Source organism: Nocardiopsis aegyptia, assembly GCF_013410755.1.
GTDB classification, from domain to species: Bacteria; Actinomycetota; Actinomycetes; order Streptosporangiales; family Streptosporangiaceae; genus Nocardiopsis; species Nocardiopsis aegyptia.
The window spans coordinates 2,370,824-2,396,291 of sequence record NZ_JACCFS010000001.1 but is presented as its reverse complement, the minus strand read 5'-3'; the positions used below and the strand labels follow the sequence as shown (position 1 = coordinate 2,396,291).

The window sequence follows — 25,468 nt, the reverse complement described above, 5'->3', positions numbered from 1 at the left end:
CTCGGGGTCGCTAGTCTCTTGGGTGGTCCTGGATCTGTGGACCGAACACCCCTAGAGACGGAGAGACACCGTGGCGTCCATCGAGTCAGTACACGCAAGGGAGATCCTTGACTCCCGCGGTAACCCGACCGTCGAGGTCGAGGTCGTCCTCGACGACGGCATCAGCGCTGTCGCGGGTGTGCCCAGCGGCGCCTCCACCGGCCAGTTCGAGGCCGTCGAACTGCGTGACGGCGGCGACCGCTACGGGGGCAAGGGCGTGACCAAGGCGGTCACGGCCGTCAACGACGAGATCGCCGACGAGCTGCTCGGGCACAACCCCGACGAGCAGCGGCTCATCGACCGCGCGCTGATCGACCTGGACGGTACGCCGGACAAGTCCCGGATCGGCGCCAACGCCATCCTCGGCGCGTCCCTGGCCGTGGCCAAGGCCGCCGCCCAGGAGGCCGAGCTGCCCCTGTTCCGCTACATCGGCGGCCCCAACGCCCACGTGCTGCCCGTCCCGATGATGAACATCCTCAACGGCGGCGCGCACGCGGACAGCAACGTCGACATCCAGGAGTTCATGGTCGCGCCGATCGGTGCCGCCACCTTCTCCGAGGCGCTGCGCTGGGGGACCGAGGTCTACCACTCCCTCAAGGGCGTCCTCAAGGCGCACGGCCTGGGCACCGGCGTCGGCGACGAGGGCGGGTTCGCGCCCAACCTGGACAGCAACCGGGCCGCCCTCGACCTGATCGTGGAGGCCATCGAGAAGGCCGGCTACACCCCGGGCACGGACATCGCGCTCGCCCTGGACGTGGCCGCCTCCGAGCTGTTCTCGGACGGCGTCTACACCTTCGAGGGCAAGACCCGCTCGGCCGACGACATGGCCGCCTACTACGCCGAGCTGGTCGCGGCCTACCCGCTGGTCTCCATCGAGGACCCCCTCGACGAGGAGGACTGGGACGGCTGGAAGAAGCTCACCGAGCAGATCGGCGACAAGGTGCAGCTGGTCGGCGACGACCTGTTCGTCACCAACCCCGAGCGCCTCAAGCGCGGCATCGACACCGACACGGGCAACTCGCTGCTGGTGAAGGTCAACCAGATCGGCACCCTGAGCGAGACCCTGGACGCGGTCAGCCTCGCCCACCGCAGCGGCTACACGGTCATGATCAGCCACCGTTCCGGCGAGACCGAGGACACGACCATCGCCGACATCGCGGTGGCCGTCAACGCCGGACAGATCAAGACGGGCGCCCCGGCGCGCAGCGAGCGCGTCGCCAAGTACAACCAGCTGCTGCGGATCGAGGAGGAACTCGACGACGCCGCCGTGTACGCGGGCGTGTCGGCCTTCCCGCGCTTCGCCGCGCGCGGCTAGTCTGCCCCAGTGCCCCACGAATCCAAACAGCCACCCACAAAGGCCCGGAAGGCGACCAAAGCCGACAGGCCGGGCCGCGCTGCGCGGAAGCGGGGGGCCGCGGGCTCCGGTGTGGGCCGCACCCCACGGGTGCGGCCCACCCTCACCAGCCGGGCCGCGATCCTGGCCCTGGTGGTCTGTGTGATCGCGCTGAGCCTGGCCTATCCGCTGCGGGAGTACATCCTGCAGCGCGCGCAGATCGCCCAGCTCCAGGAGGAGCGGGCGCGCATGGAGGACTCCGTGAGCGAACTGCGCGAGCGCGCGGCGGCGCTGGGCGAGGACGAGTACGTCGAGCAGGAGGCCCGGACCCGCCTGCACTACCAGTACCCGGGTGAGACCGCCTACATCGTCATCCGCCCGGACACCGACGCCGACGCCGAGGCGGAGGCGGCCCCGACCGAACCGTGGTTCGCCGCCCTGTGGCGCTCGGTGGACGAGGCCGACAGCCCCGGCGACGAGAACCTCCGACGGACCGAGGACCCCGGCCCCGCCGAGTGAAGCGTCCCCGACCGGCGATGGTGGGTGACGGGCGTTGGGGTTGCGCCGGAGGCGTCGGTTGAGGGTGGTAGCCGGTCCCGGCGCGGAGCGCCCCGACCGGCGATGGTGGGTGACGGGCGTTGGGGTTGCGCCGGAGGCGTCGGTTGAGGGTGGTAGCCGGTCCCGGCGCGGAGCGCCCCGACCGGCGATGGTGGGTGACGGGCGGGCATATCCTGGGTGCGCCATGACTTCCGCAGATCAGCCCGCTCCGGGGCACAACGACGACGCCCCCCGCGCCAGCGGCGGGGCCGCCGACGGCCAGGTCTCCGACCGCGACGTCGCCGCCATCGAACTCCAACTCGGACGCACTCCGCGCGGTGTGCGGGGGATCGCCCACCGGTGCCCCTGCGGCCTGCCCGACGTGGTGCGCACCGCTCCCCGGCTGGAGAGCGGGGAGCCCTTCCCGACGCTGTACTACCTGACGTGCCCGCGCGCGGCGTCGGCGATCGGGCGGATGGAGAACGAGGGCCGGATGCGGCGCATGCAGGAACGCCTGGGGGAGGAGCCCGACCTGCGGGCCGCCTACGCCAAGGCGCACGAGTCCTACATCGCCGAGCGGTCCGAACAGGCGCGGATCGACGGTGTCGAACCGCTGCCGGAGGGCATGCAGAGCACCGGGGGCATGCCCACCAGGGTCAAGTGCCTGCACGCGTTGGTGGCCCACGAGCTCGCCGCGCCGGGGACCAACCCCTTCGGCGCCGAGGCTCTGGAGGAGCTCCCGCACTGGTGGGACAAGGGCCCGTGCGTATGTGTCGACGAGAACGCCCCCGGGGGCGACGAAGGGAACGGGTCATGAGCGGTGTCGCGGCGATCGACTGCGGAACGAACTCGATCAGGCTGCTGATCGCCGACGTGGTCCACGTGGGCGACGACGAGGTTCAGGTGGTCGACCTCGACCGCCGGATGGAGGTCGTGCGCCTGGGCGAGGGCGTCGACGAGACCGGGTCGTTCGCGCCCCAGGCCCTGGAGCGCACCTTCGAGGCGCTGCGCGACTACGCCGAGGAGATCCGGGCGCACGGCATCGAGCCGGGACCGGACACCGTGCGCATGGTCGCCACCAGCGCGACGCGCGACGCCGCCAACCGGCAGATCTTCATCGACGGGGTCCGCGAGATCGTCGGCGTGGAGCCCGAGGTGGTCACCGGCCTGGACGAGGCGGAGCTGTCCTTCGTCGGCGCCACCGCCGAGTTCGCCGCCGAGGCGGAGGAGGGCGGCGACAGCGGCCTCACCCCGCCGTTCCTCGTGGTGGACATCGGCGGCGGGTCCACCGAGTTCGTCCTGGGGGGCGGCTCCGGCGAGGACGACGAGCTGGTCCGCGCCTCCCTGTCGGTCGACGTGGGCTGCGTGCGGATGACCGAGCGGCACCTGCGCGACGACCCGCCCACCGCCGAGCAGATCGCGGCGGCCACGGCGGACATCGACGCCGCCCTCGACGAGGTCGAGAAGGTGGTGCCGCTGCGCGAGGCCGGTTCGGTGGTGTGCGTCGCAGGAACCGCGACCACGGTCGCCGGGATCGCGCTGGGCCTGCCCGCGTACGACCCCGAGCGGATCCACCACTCCGAGGTGGGCGTCGGCGACCTGACCCGCATCACCGAGGAGCTGCTCAAGTCCACCTCGGCGGAGCGGGCGGAGATCGGCGTCATGCACCCGGGCCGGGTGGACGTGATCGCCGCCGGCGCGCTGGTGCTCTCCCGTGTGCTCGCGCGCACGGGCGCGGACCGCTTCACCGCCAGTGAGCACGACATCCTCGACGGTGTCGCCTGGAGCCTCATCGTGTAGCCGGGCGCCCCGACACGCGGCCCGGTGACCAGGGGTTTTCGCTCCTGTCACCAGGCCCCGGGGTGAGACGCGTCACCGCGCCACAGCCTTGTGAAAGCTTTCACAACCCTTCTGACCTGCGGATATGTCGTTCAGGTTAAGGGGAAAGTGGTGCGAAGGTGATCAGATGTGAACCTTCTCTGCGGCGGGCGCTTGTGAAAGAATGCACAAGCAGGCGCCGCAGAGTCGCGGTCACCCACCGCGGCTCGGACGGGACCCCGGCTGGACCACGGCAGGGCGACCGAAGACCAAGAACAGACGCCGCGGCCCCGGGAGGGGCGGCGGAGAACCCCAAGGGCGGATATGCGATGACCGAGAGCAGGAACTACCGGCTGGTGCACGGCGGCGGGGACGACGCGGAGATCCCGCACATCCTCATCGTCGGCGGTGGGTACCTCGGGATGTACACCGCGAGGCGACTGGAGAAGAAGCTCGGGGCCGGCGAGGCGCGGATCACCGTCATCGACCCGAACTCCTACATGACCTACCAGCCGTTCCTGCCCGAGACCGCGTCCGGCAACATCTCGCCCCGCCACGTCGTCGTCCCGCTGCGCAAGGTCTTCAACCGCGTGCGCGTCCTGGGCGGCCGGGTCGTCCGTATCGACCACGCCGACCGCACCGTCCGCTACGAGCCCAACGTCGGCGAGCCGGAGACCCTCCACTACGACCACATCGTGATCGCGGCGGGCGCCGTCTCGCGCACCCTGCCCATCCCGGGCCTGGCCGAGTGCGGCATCGGCATCAAGACCGTGGAGGAGGCCACCTACCTCCGCAACCACGTGCTCAACCAGCTCGCCATCGCCGACTCCACCGACGACGAGGCCGTGCGCGCCAAGGCCCTGAACTTCGTGTTCGTCGGCGGCGGGTTCGCCGGCGCCGAAGCCATCGCCGAGCTGGAGGACCTGGTCCGCGACGCGGTCCGGATGTACAGCTCGATCGGGCTCGAGGACGTGCAGTTCTACCTCATCGAGGCCGCGGACAAGATCCTGCCCGAGGTCGGCCCGGAGGTCGGCACCAAGGCGCTCAACCAGCTGCGCCGGCGCGGCATCGACGTGCGGCTCAAGACCTTCCTGGAGTCGGCGGTCGACCAGCGCATCAAGCTCAGCGACGGCGACGAGTTCGACGCGGGCACCCTGGTGTGGACCGCGGGCGTCAAGCCCAGCCCGGTCGTCGCCGCCAGTGACCTGCCCCTCGGCCCCAAGGGCCACGTCGACACCAGCGAGTTCCTGACCGTCAACGGCGTGGAGAACGCCTTCGCCGGCGGCGACAACGCCCAGGTGCCCGACGGCAACGGCGGCTTCTACCCGCCCAACGCCCAGAACGCCGTCCGCCAGGCCCCCGTCCTCGCCGACAACGTGGTCGCCACCCTGCGCAACGGCAAGCTCAAGGCGTACCGGCACAAGAACCTCGGCGCGGTCGCCGGGCTCGGCCTGCACAAGGGTGCCGCCCAGCTCTTCGGCAAGATCAAGCTGAACGGCCGTCTGGCCTGGTACGCGCACCGCGCCTACCACCTGTTCGCCGTCCCGACCTTCAACCGCAAGGCCCGCGTCCTGTCCGACTGGACGCTCGCCTTCTTCCTGCGCCGCGACTTCGCCGCGCTGCCGGAGATGGTCGAGCCCCGCCAGGCCTTCGCCGAGGCCAGCCGGCCCCAGGTGGAGGACGGGCAGCTCCGCCGGGTCAGCTGACCCGAGGCCGCCACACGGCACCACGACGACGAAACGACCGGTCTCCCTGGGAGGCCGGTCGTTTCGTGTCCCCATCCGGCCAAGCCGAACCAAAGTGGGCAATCGACCCGGCCGGTATGATGGGCACGCCCTCGTAGCCCAATGGAAGAGGCAGGCCCCCTAAAAGGGTCACAAGTGTCGGTTCGAGTCCGACCGGGGGTACTCGGGCGCCCAATAGACGGGGCCTTCGCGCCTTCCGGTGTACCCCCTCGTTCCTCGGGGATCCACCTCCAGGCCCTCCAGGACCCGTCGGCGCCCTCGTTCGTGCTTTCTTTGGGCCTCCGCTCGTTCCTCGCTTTGGCCCGGATCAACCCCCCTGTGGTCCCGCCCCCGGTTACCCCCACCCCAGCTTCCGCAGCCCTCACTCCACATCACCCCGGCTTCCGCAGCCCTCACTCCACATCACCCCGGCTTCCGCAGCCCTCACTCCACATCACCCCGGCTTCCGCAGCACCCACACCACCCCAGCTTCCGCAGCACCCGATCTCCTTCGGCTCCCGCACCCCCACCCCACCCCACCGCCAGCTTCCGCAGCACCCGGTTCCCCCTCGTGCTTCTTGCGCCCCACCCCACCCCCACCTCCGCTCCCGCGGCCCCCGATTCGCCCCCAGCTCAGTTCAACCCGAGGTCCTCCGCTCCCGCGGCCCCGGTTTCCTCCACCCCACCCCCACCTCCGCTCCCGCGGCCCCCGATTCGCCCCCAGCTCAGTTCAACCCGAGGTCCTCCGCTTCCGCAGCCCCCGCTTCCACAGCCCCCAGTGCGCCCCCACCCCACCTCCGCTTCCGCGGCCACCGGTCCCCCCTCGTGGAGGGGGTCAGTGGTCGGGGTTCTGTTGTTCCATGAGGAGCTGGAGCTGGGTGAAGAGGCGCTCTCCCGGGTCGGCCATGTCGATCCCGCTGACGGCGGCGGCGCGGCGGACGCGGTAGCGCAGGGTGTTCGGGTGGATGTGCAGTCGCTCGGCGGCGGCGCGGGCGTCGCCGAAGGCCTCCAGGTAGGCCAGTAGCGAGTGGACCAGGTCGGCGCCGCCGGCGCGGTCGTGCTCGATGAGGCGACTCACCCGGGGATCGCGCAGGGAGGGGTCGGCGCGCAGCAGGGCGAGGGTCTCGCTGATGAGCACCCGCGAGCGCACGTCGGAGATGGTGGCCACGTCGCGGTCCAGGTCGCGGCTCATGGCGTCCAGCACCCGGTCGGCCTCGGCGCGCGAGTCGGGCACCTCCGCCAGGCTCTCCACCCGGGAGCCCACGGCCGCCTGGACCTCCAGTCCGAGGGCGGCGCGTGCCGCGGCGACGGTCTTGCGGGTGAGCGCGAGCACCGACTGCTCCACGCCCCGCCAGCCGTCGCGGGAGCGGGCCAGGTCGGGGAGCAGGACGTAGACCCGCCCCTGCAGCTCGGTGACCAGGGCACTGCGCCGATAGGCCGCGGTGTGCACCGACACCAGGTCGATGAGCTGGCGGCGCCGCAGCTCCCGTTCGGGGCGGTCCGGGCGGTCCTCGACATCGCCCTCGGCGAGCAGGAACGCCACGACCAGCGCGCCCCGGTCGGCGTGCACCTCCACGGTGTCGGCCAGCGCGCTGGCGTCGATGCGCCCCTCCAGCAGGCTCGACAGCAGGTCCTCGCGCAGGCGCAGCCCGGCGCTGGCCTGGGTGCGCTGCCGGATCATCTGGAGCGCGGTCGTGCGGGCGGCACCGAGCAGGGCCTCCTCGGCGTGCTCCGCGAGGGGCTCGGAGCCCTCCTGGACCCAGATCGTGCCCAGGGGCTGGCGGCCGGCGTGGATCCCGACCGCGAGCCGGCGGCGGATGCCCAGCTCGGGATGCTCGTCGATACGGACGACCTCCTCGCCGGAACGGAGCTTGGCGAAGACGCCCCACTCGCGCAGCAGCGCCAGGTAGGGCTCGGGGCCCTGGCGGCCCAGCACGGACAGGCGGCGCAGCTCGTCCACCTCGGAGCCGGAGGAGTAGGCCAGCACCCGGCTCGCGGAGTCCTCGATGGCCACCAGGCCGCGGGTGATCTGGGCGATGGTCTGCGCCATGGAGAACAGGTCGCCGCCGGACTCGCCGACGTCGGCCGTCACGTTCATGCGGGCGTCGTCGACGATGCTCTGGCACACCGACTGCAGCTGGTCCCAGCGCACCTCGGGCCGCACCGACAGCAGCGCGATCCCCGCCTCCTGGGCCTCCGTGCGCAGGGCGCGCATCTCGTCGACGCCCCCGGGGCGCCGACCGCCGTAGGCGTCCGAGGAGGGCCCCCGCGCTTCGGAGAAGCGGCCCAGCGGCGACGGCGGGCGACGGGCGGGCGGGGGCAGGACCTCCTCGGGCGGAGTATGGGCGCTCGTCTTGACCGCGACGGCCGTGGCACCCTGCTCGGCCAGTGCCCGGATCAGCCGCCGCGCCGCCGTTCCGCGCACCCCGATCAGCAGCACCAGGTCGCCCGCCCGCGCCTCCGAGCGGTCCTCCGGGTCCACGATGACGACGTTGTCCACCTGGACATCGAGACCGAGCGGTGCCGCCGCCACGTCGACGACCGGGTCGCCGAGCGCGAGCAGCAGCCTCCGCAGCGGCAGACCCGGGTTGTCCTGGCGCTCGGCTTCCGGGTGACCAGCGACGATGTCGGGGCCGGTGCCGGACGTGTGTGACGGGCCGGACGGCGGGTGATGCGGGCTCGGTCGTGGGGCATCAGTACTCATATAGGTCCCATTTTGTCCTAGCGAACAAATAAGGCGGGCAAAGAGTGGCCTGCCCCACAAGGTTCGCACGGCCTGGGTCTGAGAGCGTTGAGTCAGCCAACCCTGCTTCGCTCAGGGACATTCTTTTCAGGGAGGTGCCCATGGACGCCGTGACCAACGTCCCGCAGCCGAAGAACGAGCCCGTTCTGGCCTACGCGCCCGGCAGCGCCGAGCGTGCCGAGCTCGTCGCCAAGCTCGACGAACTCGGCAGCCAGAGCATCGACCTGCCCATGCGTATCAACGGCGAGAGCCGGATGGGCGGCGGCGAGCGCATCGACGTCGTCCAGCCGCACCGCCACGCGGCCGTCCTGGGCACCATGGCCAACGCCACCCACGACGACGCGCGCGACGCGATCGCCGCCGCCAAGGCCGCCGCCCCGGCCTGGCGCGCGATGTCCTTCGACGACCGCGCGGCCATCATCCTGCGCGCCGCCGAGCTGCTGGCGGGCCCCTGGCGCGCCACGATCAACGCCGCCACCATGCTCGGCCAGTCCAAGACGGTGCAGCAGGCGGAGATCGACGCGGCCTGTGAGCTCATCGACTTCTGGCGCTTCAACGTCTCCTACGCCCGCACGCTCATCGAGCAGCAGCCCCTGAGCGTGCCCGGCGTGTGGAACCGCATGGAGCAGCGCCCGCTCGAGGGCTTCGTCTACGCGATCACCCCCTTCAACTTCACCGCCATCGCGGGCAACCTGCCCACCGCCCCGGCGCTGATGGGCAACGTGGTCGTGTGGAAGCCGTCCCCGACCCAGCAGTTCGCCGCCGAGCTGACCATGCGCCTCCTGGAGGAGGCGGGCATGCCGCCCGGCGTCATCAACATGGTCACCGGTGACGGCCTGGCCGTCTCCGACGTCGCGCTCAACGACCCGGAGCTGGCCGGTGTGCACTTCACCGGTTCCACCCGGACCTTCCAGCACCTGTGGAAGAGCGTCGGCGAGAACATCTCCCACTACCGCAGCTACCCGCGGATCGTCGGCGAGACCGGCGGCAAGGACTTCATCGTCGCCCACAAGTCGGCCGACCCGGAGATCCTGCGCACCGCGATCGTCCGCGGCGCCTTCGAGTACCAGGGCCAGAAGTGCTCGGCCGCCTCGCGCGCCTTCGTCGCCCGCTCGGTGTGGGAGCAGGTGCGGGAGGACCTGGTCGCCGAGACCGAGGCCATCAGGATGGGCGACGTCACCGACCTGTCGAACTTCGTGGGCGCCGTCATCGACCGCCGCTCGTTCGACAAGCTCTCCAAGGTCCTGGAGGACGCCAAGTCCGACCCGACCCTGTCGATCATCGCCGGCGGTACCGCCGACGACTCCGTGGGCTACTTCGTGCGACCGACCATCATCGAGGGCACCGACCCCACGCACGACGTGTTCCGCACCGAGTACTTCGGCCCGATCGTCGCGGTCCACGTGTACGAGGACGAGAAGTTCGACGAGGTCCTGGACATCGTCGACCAGGGCTCGGCCTACGCCCTGACCGGGGCGATCCTGGCCAACGACCGCGCCGCCGTGGCGAAGGCGACCGAGGCCCTGCGCTTCACCGCGGGCAACTTCTACATCAACGACCGGCCGACCGGCTCCATCGTGGGCCAGCAGCCGTTCGGCGGCGGTCGCGCCTCCGGCACCAACGACAAGGCCGGTTCCGCGCAGAACCTGTCGCGCTGGGCGAGCCCGCGCGCCATCAAGGAGACCTTCGTCGCGCCGACGAACTCCGCCTACCCGCACATGGGCTAGGCCACCGGTCCGCGCCCCCTCGGGTCACCGAGGGGGCGCACCACCACCCCCCGAGGAATCCACCGGTGCGACCGGGCAGATCCCCGGCCCCGCCACTTTCACCGTCCGCGCTGACCGACCGGTTCGCGCACGTCTTCTTCGAGGTCTCCATGCTTCGCAAGCCACTGCTGCTCGCGGCCCGGTCCGCGACCTGCCGCACGATCGTCGAGCGCACGCCCCTGACCCGTGGCCTCGTCCACCGGTTCGTGGCGGGTTCCACCCTCGACGAGGCTCTGCCCGCCGTCGCGAGCCTGGCGCAGGACCGCTACATCACCCTGGACTTCCTCGGTGAGGACACCACCGACCTGGCGCAGGCCACGGCCACGGTGACCGCCTACCAGGCCCTGCTGGCCGCGCTGGGCGAGGCCGGTCTGGGCGACCGGGCCGAGGTGTCGGTCAAACTTTCGGCCGTGGGCCAGTTCCTCAACGCCGACGGTGAGAAGATCGCCCTCGACAACGCGCGCCGTATCGCCGAGGCGGCCGCGGCCATCGGCACCACGGTGACCCTCGACATGGAGGACCACACCACCACCGACTCCACGCTGGGCATCCTGCGCGATCTGCGCGAGGACTTCCCGTTCGTGGGCGCGGTGCTCCAGGCCTACCTGCGCCGCACGGAGGCGGACTGCCGCGACCTGAGCGGGGCCGGCTCGCGCGTGCGCCTGTGCAAGGGCGCCTACGACGAGCCCTCCTCCGTCGCCTACCGGGACAAGGCGGAGGTGGACAAGGCGTACGTGCGCGCGCTGCGCGTGCTCATGGAGGGTGACGGCTACCCGATGGTGGCCTCCCACGACCCGCGCATGGTCGCGATCGCCGGCGAGCTGGCGGCGGCCAACGGCCGGACCGCGGACGACTACGAGTACCAGATGCTCTACGGGATCCGCGACGCCGAACAGGTCCGTCTCGCCGCGGAGGGCAAGCGCGTGCGCGTCTACGTGCCCTACGGCGACGAGTGGTACGGCTACTACATGCGCCGCCTGGCCGAGCGCCCGGCGAACATGCTGTTCCTGGCCCGTTCGGTGATCACCCGGAACTGACGCCGGCGGCGTCGCCTCGAACGCGGGGTCCGTGGTCCAGGGGGATGGGCCATGGGCCCCGTTTCCGTGCGCGGGTCCGTGTCCGCGCGCACACGCACCGACCGCCCACGCGGCCGTGTCCCAACGGTGACCGTGGGCTCGGAACCGCAGCGTGGGGCCGTACGTTACCTTGTGGGCAGCAATCCACGCGTGAAAGGCCATTACTAGACATGCGGATGCGGAGTTCCAACCCCGTCCTCAAACGGGCTCTTCAGCAGTCCGGCCGAGCCGGACAGGGCTACGGCCAGCCGGGTTACGGTCAGCAGGGCTATGCGCAGCCGGGGTACGGACAACCGTACCCGCAGTCCGGCTACCCCCAGCAGGGCTACGGCCAGCAGGGATACGGCCAGCCCTATCCCCAGCAGGGCTACCCGGCCGCCCCGGCACAGGGGGTCGGCAGCGGGCGCATGACCATCGACGACGTCGTCGTGCGCACCGGCATGACGCTCGGCATGGTCGTCCTCTTCGGCGTCATCAACTACTTCCTGTTCCAGTCCTTCATGGGACTGGCCCTGGGCCTGACGGTGCTGGGCGCCCTCGGTGGCCTGGTCCTGGGCCTGGTCATCGCGTTCAAGCAGAGCACGAACCCGGGCCTGATCCTCACCTACGCGGCCCTCGAGGGCCTGCTCGTCGGCGGCTTCTCGGCCCTGCTGGCGTGGCAGTTGGAGATGAGCACCGGTGACGCCGGGGCGGGCGGCTCGCTCGTCACCCAGGCGGTCATCGGTACCGTCGCCGTCTTCGGTGTGATGCTCGCGCTGTACAAGTTCCGCGTCATCAAGGTGACGGACGGCTTCGTCAAGGCCGTCGGCTTCGCCGTGCTCGGCGCCGCCGCGCTGATGCTGGTCAACTTCGTGCTCAGCTTCTTCATCAGCGGCGGCCTCGGCCTGCGCGAGCCCAGCCTCCTGGGCCTGGGCGTGAGCCTGGTCTTCGTCATCATCGCGGCGCTGACCCTGGCCATCGAGTTCCGCGGGATCGAGGAGGGCGTGCAGGCGGGCATCCCCGACAAGTTCGCCTGGCAGTTCGCCTTCGGCCTGACGGTCTCCCTGGTCTGGCTCTACATCGAGATCCTGCGCCTGCTCTGGATCCTCAAGACGATGTTCTCCGAGTAGCGGTACCGCCGGCCCGCGTGAACGCGGGCGGGCGACGGACAGGGCCACCCCCGGGAGACGTCTCCCCGGAGGTGGCCCTTCGTCCGTGCGGGTGCGGTGGCGTTCGGGTCGCGCTCAGGCCCCCTCGGGACGCGGAGCGGGGATGGATCGGTTCCTGCGGCGGCGGTCGTGCTCCGTGACGATGGCCTGCGCGTACCACTGGGGCAGGTCGTACTCGTCGGCGAGCCAGGTGGACCGGTCCGAGCAGCGGACCAGTCCGGGGCCCTTGTCGAGAGCGTTGAACCACTCGTGGAGTCCTCGGCCGGTGACGGCCGGGATGCGTTCGATGAGCTTTGCGTGGATCTCCGGCGAGTGGGTAACCGACATAGGCACCTCCGGCAGTGCGTTGGCGAATGGCACTTATCTGTGACCCTGCATCAGGATCACGGTTTGGACAAGCCCCGGCCACCAGCTTTTACCTTGCAGGTGGGAGATCGTTGGCCCAGAAGGTGTATCGCGGCGGTCGCGGGGACGGACCCGTGGGTTCGGTGTGTCCCGCGACGAACCGCCAGGAATCCGGACGGGCACACCGGAGTCGGGCACGCCTCCGCGTCCGGCCACGGACACGGCTCGGGGCCCGGCGCGCGTGTGCGCACCGGGCCCCGGCGTGTACCCCGGCCGTTCGGCCGTCGCCGATCAGCTCAGGCGCTCGAAGACGGCCGCCATGCCCTGGCCGCCGCCGACGCACATGGTCTCCAGACCGAAGGTCTTGTCGTGGAAGGCCAGACCGTTGAGGAGCGTGCCGGTGATGCGCGCGCCCGTGCTGCCGAACGGGTGGCCGATGGCGATGGCGCCGCCGTTGACGTTGAGCTGGCCGTCGACGTCGATGCCGAGCTGGTCGGCGGAGGGCAGCACCTGCGCGGCGAAGGCCTCGTTGATCTCGACCAGGTCGATGTCGCCGATGGCCATGTTGGCGCGGGCCAGCGCCTGCCGGGAGGCCTCGACCGGGCCCAGGCCCATGATCTCGGGGTTCAGGCCGGTGACGCCGGTGGAGACGATGCGGGCCAGCGGGGTCAGGCCCAGCTGGGCGGCCTTGGTGTCGCTCATGATGACGACCGCGGAGGCGCCGTCGTTGAGCGGGCAGGCGTTGCCCGCGGTCACCGTGCCGTCGGGGCGGAACACCGGCTTGAGGCCGGAGACCTTCTCGTAGGTGGTGCCGCGGCGGATGCCGTCGTCGGTGCTGACCACGGTGCCGTCCGGGAGGGTCACCGGGGTGATCTCGCGCTCCCAGAAACCGTTGTCCAGGGACTTCTCGGCGAGGTTCTGCGAGCGGACGGCGAACTCGTCCTGGCGCTCGCGGGAGACGCCGGTGATCTGGGCGACGTTCTCCGCCGTCTGGCCCATCGCGATGTAGGCGTCGGGCAGGGCCCCGTTCTCGCGGGGGTCGGTCCAGGTCTCGGCGCCGCCCTCGGCGCGCTTGACGGTGCGGGCCTTGGCGTCGTCGAAGAGCGGGTTCTCGTTCTCCGGGTTGTCGCTGCTGCCGTTGGCGAAGCGGCTGACCATCTCCACGCCGGCGGAGACGAACACGTCGCCCTCGCCCGCCTTGATGGCGTGGTAGGCCATCCGGGTGGTCTGGAGGGAGGAGGAGCAGTAGCGGGTGACGGTCGTGCCGGGCACGGTGTCCAGACCGAGCTGGACGGCGACGATGCGGGCCATGTTGAAGCCCTGCTCACCGCCGGGCAGGCCGCAGCCGAGCATCAGGTCGTCGATCTGCTTGGGGTCGAGCTCGGGCACCTTGGCCAGCGCGGCGCCGACGATCTGCGCGGTGATGTCGTCCGGGCGCAGGTCCTTGAGCGAGCCCTTGAAGGCGCGGCCGATCGGGGAGCGTGCTGTGGCGACGATGACTGCTTCGGGCATGGTCTTGGTCCCTGTCGGTGTGGAGTGCGGCCGCGCCGGGCGGACGTTCGGCCTCGTACGTCTGCGCGTGCCCTGACCGCCTCGAACACCTGGTGCCTCGCGTGGCCGGCCACGGCACGTCTTGTTACTGCCCAGTTAACCTGTTGGGCCGGTTTCGCTGCCACCCGGGGTCTGCCTTCGCGTGTCGTCACGGTGGTTTCCCTGATGGCGCGCGGTGTCGGTGGGGGCGGTGACACCGGCGTGCGCCGCCCCGTCCCCGGCGTCGCCCGGGGAGGCGGCGGAGTCCGGGTCGGACCGCGGGTCGGGCACCTGTCCGCCCGATCGTCCGTCCGTCGGCCCGCTCGGTCCGGGGTCCCGTTCCCGGCCGCGGAAGGGCAGGCTCACCAACGCGGTCCAGCGGGCGCGGCCGCGCCCGCCGCCGCGGGCCGGATCGGCGGGTGCGACCTCGGTACCGGGCGTGTCGGCGGCCATGACCGCGGCCTGGTCCACGGGCAGCAGGCCCGAGGTGCGCTCGGCCTCGTCCAGCTCCGGCAGCAGGCCCAGCGCGGCGCAGGCCGAGGGCAGGACGGCGGAGGCCGCCTGGGCGTAGCCGCGGGCCGAGGGGTGGAAGCGGTCCGGCCCGAACATGGTGGCGGGGTCGGACCGGAAGTCGTCGGCGAGCAGGTCGCTCAGGGAGACGGTGCGCCCGCCCGCCTCGGTGACCGCGATGGTCTGGGCGGCGGCGAGCTGGCGCGAGGCGCGGCGCGCCACCGAGCGCAGCGGCCAGCCGATGGGGCGGACCGTGCCCAGGTCGGGGCAGGTCGCCACCACGACGGCGGTGCCGTGCTCCACGAGCGCGGCGGTCGCCTCGCGCAGCTGCGCGACGGCGTCGTTGGGCCGGACCCGGCGGATGACGTCGTTGGCGCCGATGAAGATCACCGCCACGTCGTAGTGGGAAGCGGGGTCCAGGGCGCCGGAGTGCGCGATCTGCGCGGCGAGGTTGGCCGAGGCGGCGCCGGGGGAGGCGGTGCAGCGCAGCCGGACCCGGCGGTCGGCCGCGGCGGCCAGTCCCGAGGCGAGCAGCACGCCGGGCGTCTGGGCGGCCTCGGGAACCGCGAAGCCCGCGGCGGTGGAGTCGCCGATCATCAGCATGCGCAGCGGGGTGCCGGGGCCGTCGCCGTAGACCCCGTTGACCTTCGGCCGCTGCCACTCGGTAACGCCCACCGCGCGTCTGGCGAGCTTGACCTGCAGGTACAGGAGCGCCAGGGTGCCGCCGCCGACCAGGGTGATGCCGCCCCCGCCGAACGCGGTGGCCGCCGCAATGCGCCGTGCGCGAGCGGCTCGCAGCATCGGTCCACCTCCGGGCGTCGGACCCGCCTGCCTCACGGACGGGCCGGTTGGAAGCGAGGCTACCGGCGGGGGACCCCGGGGTCACGTACCTGCGCGGCACACCATCGGCTCCATGGAGTAAGCACATTCCAACGGTCCGGACCAGGTCGCACAACCGTCCGGGAAGCGCCTGGTGGTGGCGTTAGAGTCAGGTGGGAACGGGCCGGACCGGCCCATGGCCCCGGGCACCGCCGGGGCGCGGAAACGGCGGGCCGAGGACCCGGTCGCCACGACGTTGAGGAGCCACCATGCGGGTACACGATTCACTGATCGATCTGGTCGGGGACACCCCGCTCGTCCGTCTGAAGAAGGTCACGGAAGGTCTGGCGCCGACGATCCTGGCCAAGGTCGAGTACTTCAACCCCGGCGGTTCGGTGAAGGACCGCATCGCGCTGCGGATGGTGGAGGCGGCCGAGAAGAGCGGGAAGCTCAAGCCCGGCGGCACGATCGTCGAACCCACCTCCGGCAACACCGGGATCGGGTTGGCGATGATCGCGCAGGAGAAGGGCTACCGCTGCGTCTTCATCTGCCCGGACAAGGTGGGGCCGGACAAGCTCTCCGTGCTGCGGGCCTACGGCGCGGAGGTCGTGGTCTGCCCGACCACGGTCGCCCCCGACCACCCGGACTCCTACTACTCGGTCTCGGACCGGATGGCCGCGGAGATCCCCGGCGCGTGGAAGCCCAACCAGTACGAGAACATGAACAACCCGGAGTCGCACTACCACTCCACCGGCCCCGAGATCTGGGAGCAGACCGAGGGCCGGATCACGCACTTCGTGGCGGGCATCGGGACCGGCGGCACCATCAGCGGGACCGGCCGCTACCTCAAGGAGGTCTCCGGGGGCAGCGTGCGCGTGATCGGCGCCGACCCCGAGGGCTCGGTGTACTCGGGCGGGTCGGGCCGCCCGTACCTGGTCGAGGGCGTGGGCGAGGACATCTGGCCGGGGACCTACGACACGTCCGTGTGCGACGACATCGTGGCGGTCAGCGACAAGGACTCCTTCCTGATGACCCGGCGCCTGGCGCGCGAGGAGGCCCTGCTGGTGGGCGGCTCCTGCGGCCTGGCGGTCGAGGCCGCGCTGAAGGTGGCCGAGGACGCGGGCCCCGACGACGTCATCGTCGTCCTGCTGCCGGACGGCGGCCGCGGCTACCTGGGCAAGATCTTCAACGACGAGTGGATGGCGGACTACGGGTTCCTGTCCACCGCGACGGAGGAGGCCACGGCCGGGCAGGTGCTGGCGGAGAAGGGCGGGGAGATGCCCGACTTCGTGCACTCCCACCCGGACGAGACGGTCGGGACGGCCGTGGCGATCATGCGCGAGTACGGCGTCTCGCAGCTGCCGGTGATGAAGGAGGAGCCGCCGGTCATGGCGGCCGAGGTGGTCGGCTCGGTGGCCGAGCGCGACGTGCTGGACGCGCTCTTCGACGGGCGCGCCGAGCTCGACGACCTGGTGGAGACCCACATGGGCCCGCCGCTGTCCACGGTGGGAACGGGCACCCCGGTCAGCGACTGCGCGCGCCTGCTGCGTTCGTCGGGCGCCCTGGTGGTGCTGCGCGACGGGCGCCCGGTGGGCATCCTCACTCGTCAGGACCTGCTCGCGCACCTGTCCGGGTAGCCGCGTGCGCGCGCGGGGCCGGAGGACCGGCCCCGCGCCGGTACCCCTCCCCGCGCACGGTGTCCGCGCCGTGCGCGTTCCTCTGCCTGCGCGAACCCCGGGGGCGGTGCGGGCAGACCGCGACGGACCACGCATACTCGGACACTGCTAATGTTCGCGACAGTATTACTGGCAGGTAATAAATGGGAGCACGCGTGTCGCGGCTGTTGTCCTGGATCATCCGCTCCGTCTGGTCGTTCGCCCGGAGCAACGCCGAAATCCGTGCGGACTCCAAGGCGTCCCGGCGGTTCGCGCGCTTCGGCGTGGGCTCGGCGATCGCCTTCCCCACGGCCACCCTGTACGGCGAGCCGTGGATCGAGATCGGCGTGCACACCGTGCTCGGCGCGGACATGACCCTCGCGGCCGGCATGGGGCCCGACTACGACCTGGGCGAGGGGACGGTCGTGCGGATCGGCTCCGGCTGCGCGATCGGCCGGGGCTCCCACATCGTCGCGCACAAGTCGGTGGACATCGGCGACCACGTCTACACGGGCCCCTACGTGTACATCACCGACCAGAACCACTCCTACACCAACACCGACATCCCCGTGGGCCTGCAGTGGCCCGTGGACGACCCCGTCAGCATCGGCGACGGCACCTGGGTGGGCGCCAACGCGGTGATCCTGCCGGGCGTGCACCTGGGACGCAACTGCGTCGTCGCGGCCGGCACCGTGGTGCGGCCCGGCCGGTACCCCGACCACAGCGTCATCGCGGGCGTGCCCGGCAAGGTCGTGCGCGAGTACGACCCCGAACTGGGCTGGGAGCCGCCGATGCGCGAGACCGGGACGCCGACCCGTGTCCCCACCCCCGCCGCCGGGCCGACCCCGGACCTGCCCGCCGAGCCGCCCGAGCCCGGATCGTCCACCCGCTTCCCGCCCGCCTAGGAACCGCGATCCGCGGCGGGCGCCCGCCGCGGATCGCGGTTCCTAGGCGGGCGCGCTCCCCGTGCGACGCGGTGCAGGTGAAGCAGGGGTTCCAGGGACTCCGGCGCACTATGGTGGCGACATGACGTTCGACGGGTTTGAAACGCTGGCCATCCACGCGGGCCAGGAACCGGACACCGGGACCGGGGCCGTGGTGGTACCGATCTACCAGACGAGCACCTACGCGCAGGACGGTGTGGGCGGTCTGCGCCGGGGCTACGAGTACTCGCGCACCGGCAACCCCACGCGCGCCGCGCTGGAGGAGTGCCTGGCCGCCCTGGAGGCGGGCACGCGCGGGCTGGCCTTCGCCTCCGGGATGGCGGCGGAGGACACCCTGCTGCGCACGGTCCTGTCGCCGGGCGACCACATCATCATCCCCGGCGACGCCTACGGGGGCACGTTCCGCCTGATCTCCAAGGTGGTCGAGCGCTGGGGCGTGGCCTGGGACGCGGTCGACCAGAGCGACCCCGAGGCCGTGCGGGCGGCGGTGCGCCCCGAGACCAGGGTGGTGTGGACCGAGACCCCCACCAACCCCCTGCTCAACATCACCGACATCGAGGCGGTCGCGGCGATCGCCCACGACGCGGGCGCCCTGTACGTCGTGGACAACACCTTCGCCTCGCCCTACCTCCAGCAGCCGCTGGCCCTGGGCGCGGACGTGGTGGTCCACTCCACCACGAAGTACCTGGGCGGGCACTCCGACGTGGTCGGGGGCGCGCTGGTGGTGGCCGACGCCGAGCTCGGGGAGCGGCTGGCCTTCCACCAGAACACCATGGGGGCGGTCCCGGGGCCCTTCGACTCCTGGCTGACCCTGCGCGGTGTCAAGACCCTGGGTGTGCGGATGGACCGGCACAGTGCCAACGCCGAGCGGGTCGTGGCCGCACTGGAGGGCCACCCGGCGGTCCGGCGCGTGTACTACCCCGGGTTGGACGGGCACCCGGGGCACAAGGTCGCCGAACGGCAGATGCGTGCCTTCGGCGGCATGGTCTCCTTCGCTCTGCGCGACGGGGAGAAGGCGGCGTTGGAGCTGTGCGAGCGGACCGAGGTCTTCACGCTGGGCGAGTCCCTGGGCGGGGTGGAGTCCCTGATCGAGCATCCCGGGCGGATGACGCACGCGTCCACCGCGGGTTCCCCGCTGGAGGTTCCGGCCGATCTGGTGCGGATCTCCGTGGGCATCGAGTCCGGTGACGACCTGGTGGCGGACCTGCTGGGGGCGCTGGAGGGCTGACCGCGGCCCCGGTGCCACCGGGGGAGGGGTCGAGCCGGCGGGTGCGCGCCCGCGCGGCCTGGCCGTGAGGGTGCCCCGGCCGCGCTGCCGGGCCCTTCACGGCGTGTCCTACGTGGTGCGGGAGGCTGCCGCGGGGGGTCAGACCGCGGAGGGAGTGCGCTCCGGGAGGGCGGCCTGCGTACGGGCCGCGCGGCGGGTGCGGTCACGGCGGCCGGTGGCGGCGCCGTTGGCGAAGTGGAGTCCGACGACGAGGCTGCCGGTACGGGAGAGGGCACTGTTGTCGTCCTCCTCGCGGAGGGAGCGGTAGCGCCCGCGGTTGTCCTGGCGGCGGATGCCGATGGAGATGGCGAGGAAGAATCCCGCGGCCAGCCCCAGGAGAACGAGGCCGATGAATGCGATGAAGACGGGGATCATACTGTCACCTTCGGGTCGGGGGTGGTCAGTTCGTCGTCCGCCCCCCGGTGGTACGGGGCGGGCCGGTTCGTGTCGTCACGTCGTGCGTTCCGTCGGTGGTGGGCGGAGATCCGTCGGACGGATCGGGCTGTGCTGTGATCTTCTCCCTTTCAGGTGTCCTTCCGGCAGCTCTGCCGTGTACTCAGTGTGGCCTTCACCTAAGATGGGCCTAGGAGAACCGGATGGACTTGTTCGGCTGGTGTACCGCTCACCTTGTTGGTACAAGTTGACCTGACCCACTGATACCCCCCGAGGGCTGACTTATGCGGGCAGAAAGTAGATATCGACAGATCGCTCGGGCGCTGAGGCGGGAGATCCAGGAGGGAAGCCTGCCGCTGGGCGGTCAGCTGCCGTCGGAGAAACAGCTGGAAGAGCGCTTCGACGCGTCCCGCAACACGATCAGGCTGGCGCTCGGCATGCTGCGCAACCAGGGCCTCATCCTCAGCAGGCCGGGCCGGGGCCACTTCGTCCAGGACGTCGTGCCGGAGACCTTCTACGCCACCCGGACCAAGGGCGGCCCCGACGGGCTCAACGAGTCGGCCCTGTCCGGGCAGACGCTGGAGGAGCTCCAACTCCTGAGCGCCACGCCGGACATCGCCAGCCGGCTGCGCGTCCCCGAGGGGGACATGACCGTCGTGCGCCGGATGTACCGGTTCTCCGGCGAGCAGTCCGGTTCCATCAGTTCGGCGTACTACCCCATGGAACTCGTCCAGGGCACCCCGCTCATGCTGCCGGAGGACGTCGAGAGCGCCCTGGTGGTGCTCCTCGAACACGGTCACCGCCAGGTGGGCTACGTCGACGAGTTGGAAACACGCATGCCCACGCCACAGGAGACGTCACAACTCGAACTCCCCCCAGGAGTCCCGGTTCTGGACGTCCATCGCACCGACTACTCCGAGGAGCGCCCGATCCGACTGGTGCACACTGTGTACGCCGGACACAGCATCCGGTACCAGTTCGAACACGGCAACCTCAAGGCCTACCACCGGGACTGAGCCAGCACATGAGCACGTCGAGGAAGACCGTGGTCGCCGACCACCTGCGCGAGGCACTCACGCGGGGCGACTACCAGCCGGGCGACCGCCTGCCGGGTGAGGAGGAGCTCGCCGAGCGCTTCGACGTCTCCCGAGCCACCGCGCGGCTCGGCATGCGCATCCTCCAGGACGAGGGCCGCATCACCATCCAGGCCGGCCGGGGCGCCTTCGCCGCCGACCACCAGCCCATCATCCACCTCGCCACGCCGATCTCCGGCGGAAGCGACTCCGAGCGGTTCGAGGCCGGCTACCAGCCGCACTTGCGCGAGGCCGGCTACTACCAGGTCGACGAGAAGATCAAGGTCAGCCTGGACACCATGCGCCCGAAGGTGGCCAAGCGGCTGCGCTTCGACGCCGACGAGAACGGCCCTTACGGCGGGCTCGTCGTGATCCGTTCGTGTGACCGATTCGTCGAGGGCGGCCTCTGGCAGTCCCAGGTCACCTACTTCCCCTTCAGCATCGCCAACAACACCGCGCTCATGTCCCCCGAACGGCTGGACGAGGGGGTCAGCGCGGTGCTGCGCGAACTCGGGTACCGAGAGGACTGGAACTGGGACATCGTGGGCGCGCGGATGCCGTCCCAGGACGAGGCCGACTCCTTCGGGCTCGGCCCCGGGATCCCGCTGCTCGTCCAGGAGCGCGTGGCGCACGAGGGCGAGCGCCCGCTGCGGTTCACCGAGACGATCATGCCCGCCAACCGGCACCAGCTGCTGTACTCCGGCGGCGACGCCCCCGAGGAGCTGCTGCTGATGGCCTCGGACGTCAACATCTTCGAGCGCTGACCCCGGTCAGCGCCGCCGGTACTGGTCCAGGACCAGGGGGCCGAGGAGGTCGGCGTCGGCATTGACCACCCGCACGCCCCGACGGCGCTCGACCAGGGCGCGGAAGGCGCGCAGCCGGGGGTCGTCGGCCAGCAGCAGGAAGGTGACCCCGGCGCCCTCGCGCAGCACCGCGTCCAGTTCGGCGAGGGTCGCCTCGACCGTGCGCGGAGCGGGCGGCCAGGCGAACCGCGCGCCGCCGTCCTCGCCCACATGTGCGGTGGGCTCGCCGTCGGTGACCACCAGGACCCGGGGGACGAGCCCGCGGTGCCGTCGCAGGTGGCCGCGGGCCAGGCGCAGGGCGTGGTGCAGGTTGGTGCCGGGCCCGCCCCGCCGGTCGTGCGCGACCAGCGCGGCGGGGGAGAGTTCGACCGCGCTCTCGCCGAAGCCGACCACCTGCACCCGGTCACTGGGGTGGCGGGTGCGGACCAGCGCGTGCAGCGCCAGGGCGGCCCGGGCGGCGGCCTCGTGCAGCGACCGCGTCACCATCGAGTGGGACAGGTCGACGAGCAGGGACACCGCCGCGGCGGACTCCGGTTCGGTCTCGGCGGCCCGCAGGTCCTCGGGGAGCAGGGAGGGGCCCGCGGCGCGGGCGCGGCGCAGGGCCGCCTCGCGCGCCGTGGCGCCGGCGTCCAGCGGCCGGTCCCCGGCGACCTCGTACGGCACGAACGCGCCGGTCGGTTCGCCGGCGGTCCCACCGGGCCCGGCGGGAGTCCCACGTCCGCCGGGTCGTGTGCCCCGGCCCCTCTCCAGGTCGCGCAGGGCCGCGTCGCCGAGTCGGCGCAGCTCGCGGGGGCCGAGGCCGTGGTCGTCCGGGGCCAACCGGGCCAGCGCGGCCCCGCCCTCGGGCCCGAGCAGGCGGAGCAGGTCGGCGGGGTCCGTCTCGGCCAGTGCCGAGCGATCGCCCTCGCCGTAGCGGGACAGGGCCGCCTCCAGGACGGCCAGTTCCGCGCGGTCGGCGTCGGAGTCCGGCTCGGTCGCCGCCACCAGGGCACGGAGTTCGTCGACGGCACGCGCCTGCGCGCCGGTCGGCGGATCGGGCTCGGCCAAGGGGTCGGGCCCGCCGGTGTAGGCCCGGTACCTGTACCTCACGCGCCCTCCCTCGGGGGTCCGATACGCCCTTGGCCGGTCAGAAGCGGTAGACACCGCCGTCGGGGACGGTGTCCTTCGACAGCCTCCGCTCCAGGAACAGGCCCTCCAGCGCGAACTCCACCACCGCGGCCGCCAGCCCCGGGGTCGGCGGACCGTCCTGCTCCTCGGGCGCCGCGCGGGAGATCATGTCCGCCAGCCCCGGCACCCCGCCGACCCGGCGCAGCAGCTCCGCCGCTCCGACCAGGTCGCCGGTCTCCACCGTGCCGCCACCGGAGAACCGGTCGCCGAGCGGTGACAGGTCCGCCTCGCCCAGCCGCTCGCGGAACACCTCGGCGGTCGCCCGGCGCAGCAGGGCGTGCAGGATCTCCGCCTCCCGCCCCTCGGCGGCGATGTCGAACTCGACCTTGCCGAGCAGCGGCTCCACCACCGCGGGCAGGTCGCACACCCGGGCGACGGGCACCTCCTCGCCGACCATGGCGGCCCGGCGCAGGGCGGACGCGGCCACGGTCTCCGCGGCCGCCACCGAGAAGCGCACGGAGACCCCCGAACGGGGATCCACCTTCCTGCTCGCCCGGACCAGCCGGGTGAACCGCGCCACGGCCTCCAACAGGTGCGAGGGCACGCACGTGCCCGGCGGCAGGTCCGCCTCCTGCCGGATCAGCGCCAGCTCGTCGTCGAGCTCCGGCGGATAGTGGGTCCGCACCTGGGCGCCGAAGCGGTCCTTGAGCGGCGTCACGATCCGTCCCCGGTTCGTGTAGTCCTCCGGGTTGGCGCTCGCCACCACCAGGATGTCCAGGGGCAGGCGCAGGGTGTACCCGCGGATCTGGAGGTCGCGTTCCTCCAGCACGTTGAACAGCGCCACCTGGGCGCGCGCGGGCAGGTCCGGCAGCTCGTTCACGCAGAACACGCCCCTGTTGGCGCGCGGCACCAGACCGTAGTGCACGGTCTCGGGATCACCGAGCGAGCGCCCCTCGGCCAGCCGGGCCGGGTCCACGTCACCGATCAGCTCGCCGACGCCGGTGTCGGGCGTGGCCAGCTTCTCGCCGTAGCGCTCGCGCCGGTGCCGCCAGACCACCGGGAGCGCGTCGCCCTCCTCCCGCGAACGCCGCCGGCAGCCGGGACAGACCGGGGCGTAGGGGTGGTCGTTGACCGCGCAGCCCGCCACGGCCGGGGACCACTCGTCGAGCAGGGCGGCGACGGCGCGGATCAGCCGGCTCTTGCCCTGGCCGCGCTCGCCCAGCAGCACGATGTCGTGCCCCGCCAGCAGGGCCCGCTCCACCTGGGGGAGCACGGTGGCGTCGAAGCCGTGCACGCCGGGGAAGCGGGCCTCCCCGGCCCCCATGCGCCGGAGGAGGTTCTCGCGCACCTCGACGGCCACGGGCCGGTGGACGTGGCCGGAGGCGCGCAGGTCGGCGAGGGTGCGGGGAAGACCGTTCGGCGGGGGTGGGTCGTGGGTCACCCCCGCAGTGTACGTACCGGCCGCGTGGAGGCGCCGCTCCGCACTCTTCACGCGGCGGACACCGGGGTGACGGCGCTCGGTCGAAGTGGACAGGGCTGGTTCGGCCGGGGAGTGGAAGAATGGGGAGTGACGGCGGAGTCCCAGATCCGGCGCGAGGCGTCGGTGGAAGCGGGGTGGCGGCAGGTGGCACGGTTCGGCGATGCACTGACGACGGGGGCCGACCTCGTGAACGCGGCCGAACGCGCCGTCATGGCGGCCTTGGAGCAGTTGGAGGGGAGCGCCCCCGCGTCGGCGGAGGGCGGCGGGGCCGACCTGCTGTGCTTCTTCGTGTGCGGGGCCGATCCCGAGGAGGTCACGCTCGCCGGCAAGCGCGTCATGGCGCTCGCCGGGGACGCCGTCACCCTGGGGTGCAGCTCCACCGGCGTGATCGGCGGCGGCCGGGGGGTGGAGGGCCAGGGCGCGGTCAGCGTCTGGTGCGCCAGCCTGCCGGACGTGGAGATCACCCCCTTCCGGCTCGACACCGTGATCGAGGGCGACCACCTGGCCGTCGTCGGCATGCGCGAGCCCGGTCCGCGGGACCGGGCCGCGATCCTGCTCGCCAACCCCTACGAGTTCCCCACGCAGGCGTTCGTGCGCGAGTCCACCGACGCACTGCACGGGCTGCCGGTCGTCGGCGGGATGGCCGACGGGCTGCGCGGGGAGGAGTCGGTCCGGCTCTTCGTCGACGGCGACGTCGCGGAGAACGGCGCGATCGGCGTCCTCGTGGGCGGTGACGGTGTGCTGGGCACGGTGGTCAGCCAGGGGTGCCGGCCGATCGGCCCGAGCATGACCGTGACCAAGGCCGAGGGCAACCTGCTCGTCGAGCTGGCGGGCACCAACGCCTACGAGAAGCTGGAGGAGCTGGTCGACGGCCTGTCCGAGGAGGACCGGGAGCTGGCCGCCCAGGGCCTGCACATCGGTATCGCCATGGACGAGTACGCCGACCACCACGAGCAGGGCGACTTCCTGATCCGTTCGCTCAGCGGCGCGGATCCGGAGATCGGCGCGCTCACCATCGGCGACATGGTCGAGGTCGGGCAGACCGTGCGCTTCCAGGTCCGCGACGCCGGGACGGCCGACGAGGACCTGGCGCGCAGGCTCGCCTCCTTCGGGACCGATCGCAGCGTCGGCGCGGGCCTGCTCTTCTCCTGCAACGGTCGCGGTACCGCCCTGTTCCCGCGCTCGGACCACGACGTGCTCGCGGTCCGCCGCATCCTGGGCGTGGACGCGGTCGCCGGGCTCTTCGCCGCGGGCGAGATCGGACCCGTGAGCGGGGTCAACCACGTGCACGAGTTCACCGCCTGCCTGCTGGCCTTCTCCCGCTGAGGGCGAGTCGGACTTTTACCCACGGATCACCA

21 protein-coding genes and 1 tRNA gene are annotated in these 25,468 nt (G+C 72.0%); 15 read left to right on the top strand and 7 right to left on the bottom strand.

Annotated elements, in window-relative coordinates; all coding sequences use genetic code 11:
- Positions 1-70: 70 nt before the first annotated feature.
- From eno to HNR10_RS10625, 6 genes are all read left to right on the top strand, one after another.
- Positions 71-1,354 carry a phosphopyruvate hydratase gene (gene eno / locus HNR10_RS10650; RefSeq protein WP_179822820.1) on the top strand — a complete coding sequence of 428 codons (1,284 nt, stop codon included), beginning with the start codon at positions 71-73 and terminating at the stop codon, positions 1,352-1,354.
- A 111-nt stretch (positions 1,355-1,465) separates the two neighbouring features.
- Positions 1,466-1,891 carry an FtsB family cell division protein gene (locus HNR10_RS10645; protein ID WP_312889203.1) on the top strand — a complete coding sequence of 142 codons (426 nt, stop codon included), beginning with the start codon at positions 1,466-1,468 and terminating at the stop codon, positions 1,889-1,891.
- A 223-nt stretch (positions 1,892-2,114) separates the two neighbouring features.
- Complete coding sequence (locus tag HNR10_RS10640; RefSeq protein WP_179822817.1) at positions 2,115-2,726, top strand: DUF501 domain-containing protein; 612 nt, start codon at positions 2,115-2,117, stop codon at positions 2,724-2,726.
- The gene (locus HNR10_RS10635) at positions 2,723-3,709 is read left to right on the top strand and encodes a Ppx/GppA phosphatase family protein (protein WP_179822815.1); all 987 of its coding nucleotides are present in this window, start codon (positions 2,723-2,725) and stop codon (positions 3,707-3,709) included. Before HNR10_RS10640 ends, HNR10_RS10635 begins: the two co-directional genes overlap by 4 nt.
- A gap of 347 nt (positions 3,710-4,056) precedes the next feature.
- Positions 4,057-5,433 carry an NAD(P)/FAD-dependent oxidoreductase gene (locus HNR10_RS10630; RefSeq protein WP_179822814.1) on the top strand — a complete coding sequence of 459 codons (1,377 nt, stop codon included), beginning with the start codon at positions 4,057-4,059 and terminating at the stop codon, positions 5,431-5,433.
- Between the two features lie 127 nt (positions 5,434-5,560).
- Positions 5,561-5,634: transfer RNA gene (locus tag HNR10_RS10625), tRNA-Leu, on the top strand.
- A gap of 652 nt (positions 5,635-6,286) precedes the next feature.
- Here the strand turns inward: HNR10_RS10625 and HNR10_RS10620 are convergent.
- Positions 6,287-8,155, bottom strand: a complete 1,869-nt coding sequence (locus HNR10_RS10620) for a helix-turn-helix domain-containing protein (protein WP_179822812.1) — start codon at positions 8,153-8,155, stop codon at positions 6,287-6,289.
- A gap of 140 nt (positions 8,156-8,295) precedes the next feature.
- On the opposite strand from HNR10_RS10620, the gene pruA reads away from it, so the two are divergent.
- The 3 genes from pruA to HNR10_RS10605 all read left to right on the top strand — a co-directional run bounded on the left by pruA (position 8,296) and on the right by HNR10_RS10605 (position 12,145).
- Positions 8,296-9,921, top strand: coding sequence for an L-glutamate gamma-semialdehyde dehydrogenase (gene pruA, locus HNR10_RS10615; RefSeq protein ID WP_179822811.1), 1,626 nt, complete (start codon positions 8,296-8,298; stop codon positions 9,919-9,921).
- Between the two features lie 149 nt (positions 9,922-10,070).
- Positions 10,071-10,997: a proline dehydrogenase family protein gene (locus HNR10_RS10610; protein WP_179829660.1), complete on the top strand. Its 927-nt coding sequence runs from the start codon at positions 10,071-10,073 to the stop codon at positions 10,995-10,997.
- 209 nt (positions 10,998-11,206) lie between these two features.
- Positions 11,207-12,145, top strand: coding sequence for a Bax inhibitor-1/YccA family protein (locus tag HNR10_RS10605; RefSeq protein ID WP_179822809.1), 939 nt, complete (start codon positions 11,207-11,209; stop codon positions 12,143-12,145).
- Positions 12,146-12,259: 114 nt separating this feature from the next.
- Here the strand turns inward: HNR10_RS10605 and HNR10_RS10600 are convergent, their stop codons facing one another.
- The 3 genes from HNR10_RS10600 to HNR10_RS10590 all read right to left on the bottom strand — a co-directional run bounded on the left by HNR10_RS10600 (position 12,260) and on the right by HNR10_RS10590 (position 15,370).
- On the bottom strand, positions 12,260-12,511 hold the full coding sequence (locus HNR10_RS10600) for a DUF4287 domain-containing protein (RefSeq protein ID WP_179822807.1): 252 nt from the start codon (positions 12,509-12,511) through the stop codon (positions 12,260-12,262).
- Between the two features lie 309 nt (positions 12,512-12,820).
- On the bottom strand, positions 12,821-14,041 hold the full coding sequence (locus HNR10_RS10595; RefSeq protein WP_179822806.1) for an acetyl-CoA C-acetyltransferase: 1,221 nt from the start codon (positions 14,039-14,041) through the stop codon (positions 12,821-12,823).
- A 135-nt stretch (positions 14,042-14,176) separates the two neighbouring features.
- Positions 14,177-15,370, bottom strand: a complete 1,194-nt coding sequence (locus HNR10_RS10590; RefSeq protein WP_246406163.1) for a GDSL-type esterase/lipase family protein — start codon at positions 15,368-15,370, stop codon at positions 14,177-14,179.
- A 287-nt stretch (positions 15,371-15,657) separates the two neighbouring features.
- On the opposite strand from HNR10_RS10590, the gene HNR10_RS10585 reads away from it, so the two are divergent.
- The 3 genes from HNR10_RS10585 (at position 15,658) to HNR10_RS10575 (ending at position 19,215) form a co-directional block, all read left to right on the top strand.
- A complete protein-coding gene (locus tag HNR10_RS10585; RefSeq protein WP_179822804.1) occupies positions 15,658-17,025 on the top strand; it encodes a cystathionine beta-synthase in 1,368 nt (455 codons plus the stop codon).
- A 182-nt stretch (positions 17,026-17,207) separates the two neighbouring features.
- Positions 17,208-17,948 (top strand): acyltransferase, encoded by a 741-nt coding sequence (locus HNR10_RS10580; RefSeq protein WP_179822802.1) that lies wholly within the window; start codon positions 17,208-17,210, stop codon positions 17,946-17,948.
- Positions 17,949-18,069: 121 nt separating this feature from the next.
- Positions 18,070-19,215, top strand: coding sequence for a cystathionine gamma-synthase (locus tag HNR10_RS10575; RefSeq protein WP_179822800.1), 1,146 nt, complete (start codon positions 18,070-18,072; stop codon positions 19,213-19,215).
- A gap of 138 nt (positions 19,216-19,353) precedes the next feature.
- Here the strand turns inward: HNR10_RS10575 and HNR10_RS10570 are convergent, their stop codons facing one another.
- Entirely contained in the window at positions 19,354-19,629 is a 276-nt protein-coding gene (locus HNR10_RS10570) for a hypothetical protein (protein WP_246406160.1), read from the bottom strand.
- A gap of 302 nt (positions 19,630-19,931) precedes the next feature.
- Here HNR10_RS10570 and HNR10_RS10565 point away from each other — a divergent pair, with 302 nt between their 5' ends.
- Positions 19,932-20,663 (top strand): GntR family transcriptional regulator, encoded by a 732-nt coding sequence (locus tag HNR10_RS10565; protein WP_179822798.1) that lies wholly within the window; start codon positions 19,932-19,934, stop codon positions 20,661-20,663.
- 8 nt (positions 20,664-20,671) lie between these two features.
- On the top strand, positions 20,672-21,484 hold the full coding sequence (locus tag HNR10_RS10560; protein ID WP_053616155.1) for a GntR family transcriptional regulator: 813 nt from the start codon (positions 20,672-20,674) through the stop codon (positions 21,482-21,484).
- Between the two features lie 6 nt (positions 21,485-21,490).
- Here the strand turns inward: HNR10_RS10560 and HNR10_RS10555 are convergent, their stop codons facing one another.
- Both HNR10_RS10555 and HNR10_RS10550 read right to left on the bottom strand, forming a co-directional pair.
- Positions 21,491-22,612, bottom strand: coding sequence for a VWA domain-containing protein (locus HNR10_RS10555; protein WP_179822796.1), 1,122 nt, complete (start codon positions 22,610-22,612; stop codon positions 21,491-21,493).
- Positions 22,613-22,649: 37 nt separating this feature from the next.
- The gene (locus HNR10_RS10550) at positions 22,650-24,071 is read right to left on the bottom strand and encodes a sigma 54-interacting transcriptional regulator (RefSeq protein ID WP_179822794.1); all 1,422 of its coding nucleotides are present in this window, start codon (positions 24,069-24,071) and stop codon (positions 22,650-22,652) included.
- A 183-nt stretch (positions 24,072-24,254) separates the two neighbouring features.
- Between HNR10_RS10550 and HNR10_RS10545 the strand changes: the two genes are divergently transcribed.
- On the top strand, positions 24,255-25,436 hold the full coding sequence (locus tag HNR10_RS10545; RefSeq protein WP_179829659.1) for an FIST signal transduction protein: 1,182 nt from the start codon (positions 24,255-24,257) through the stop codon (positions 25,434-25,436).
- Positions 25,437-25,468 lie beyond the last annotated feature (32 nt).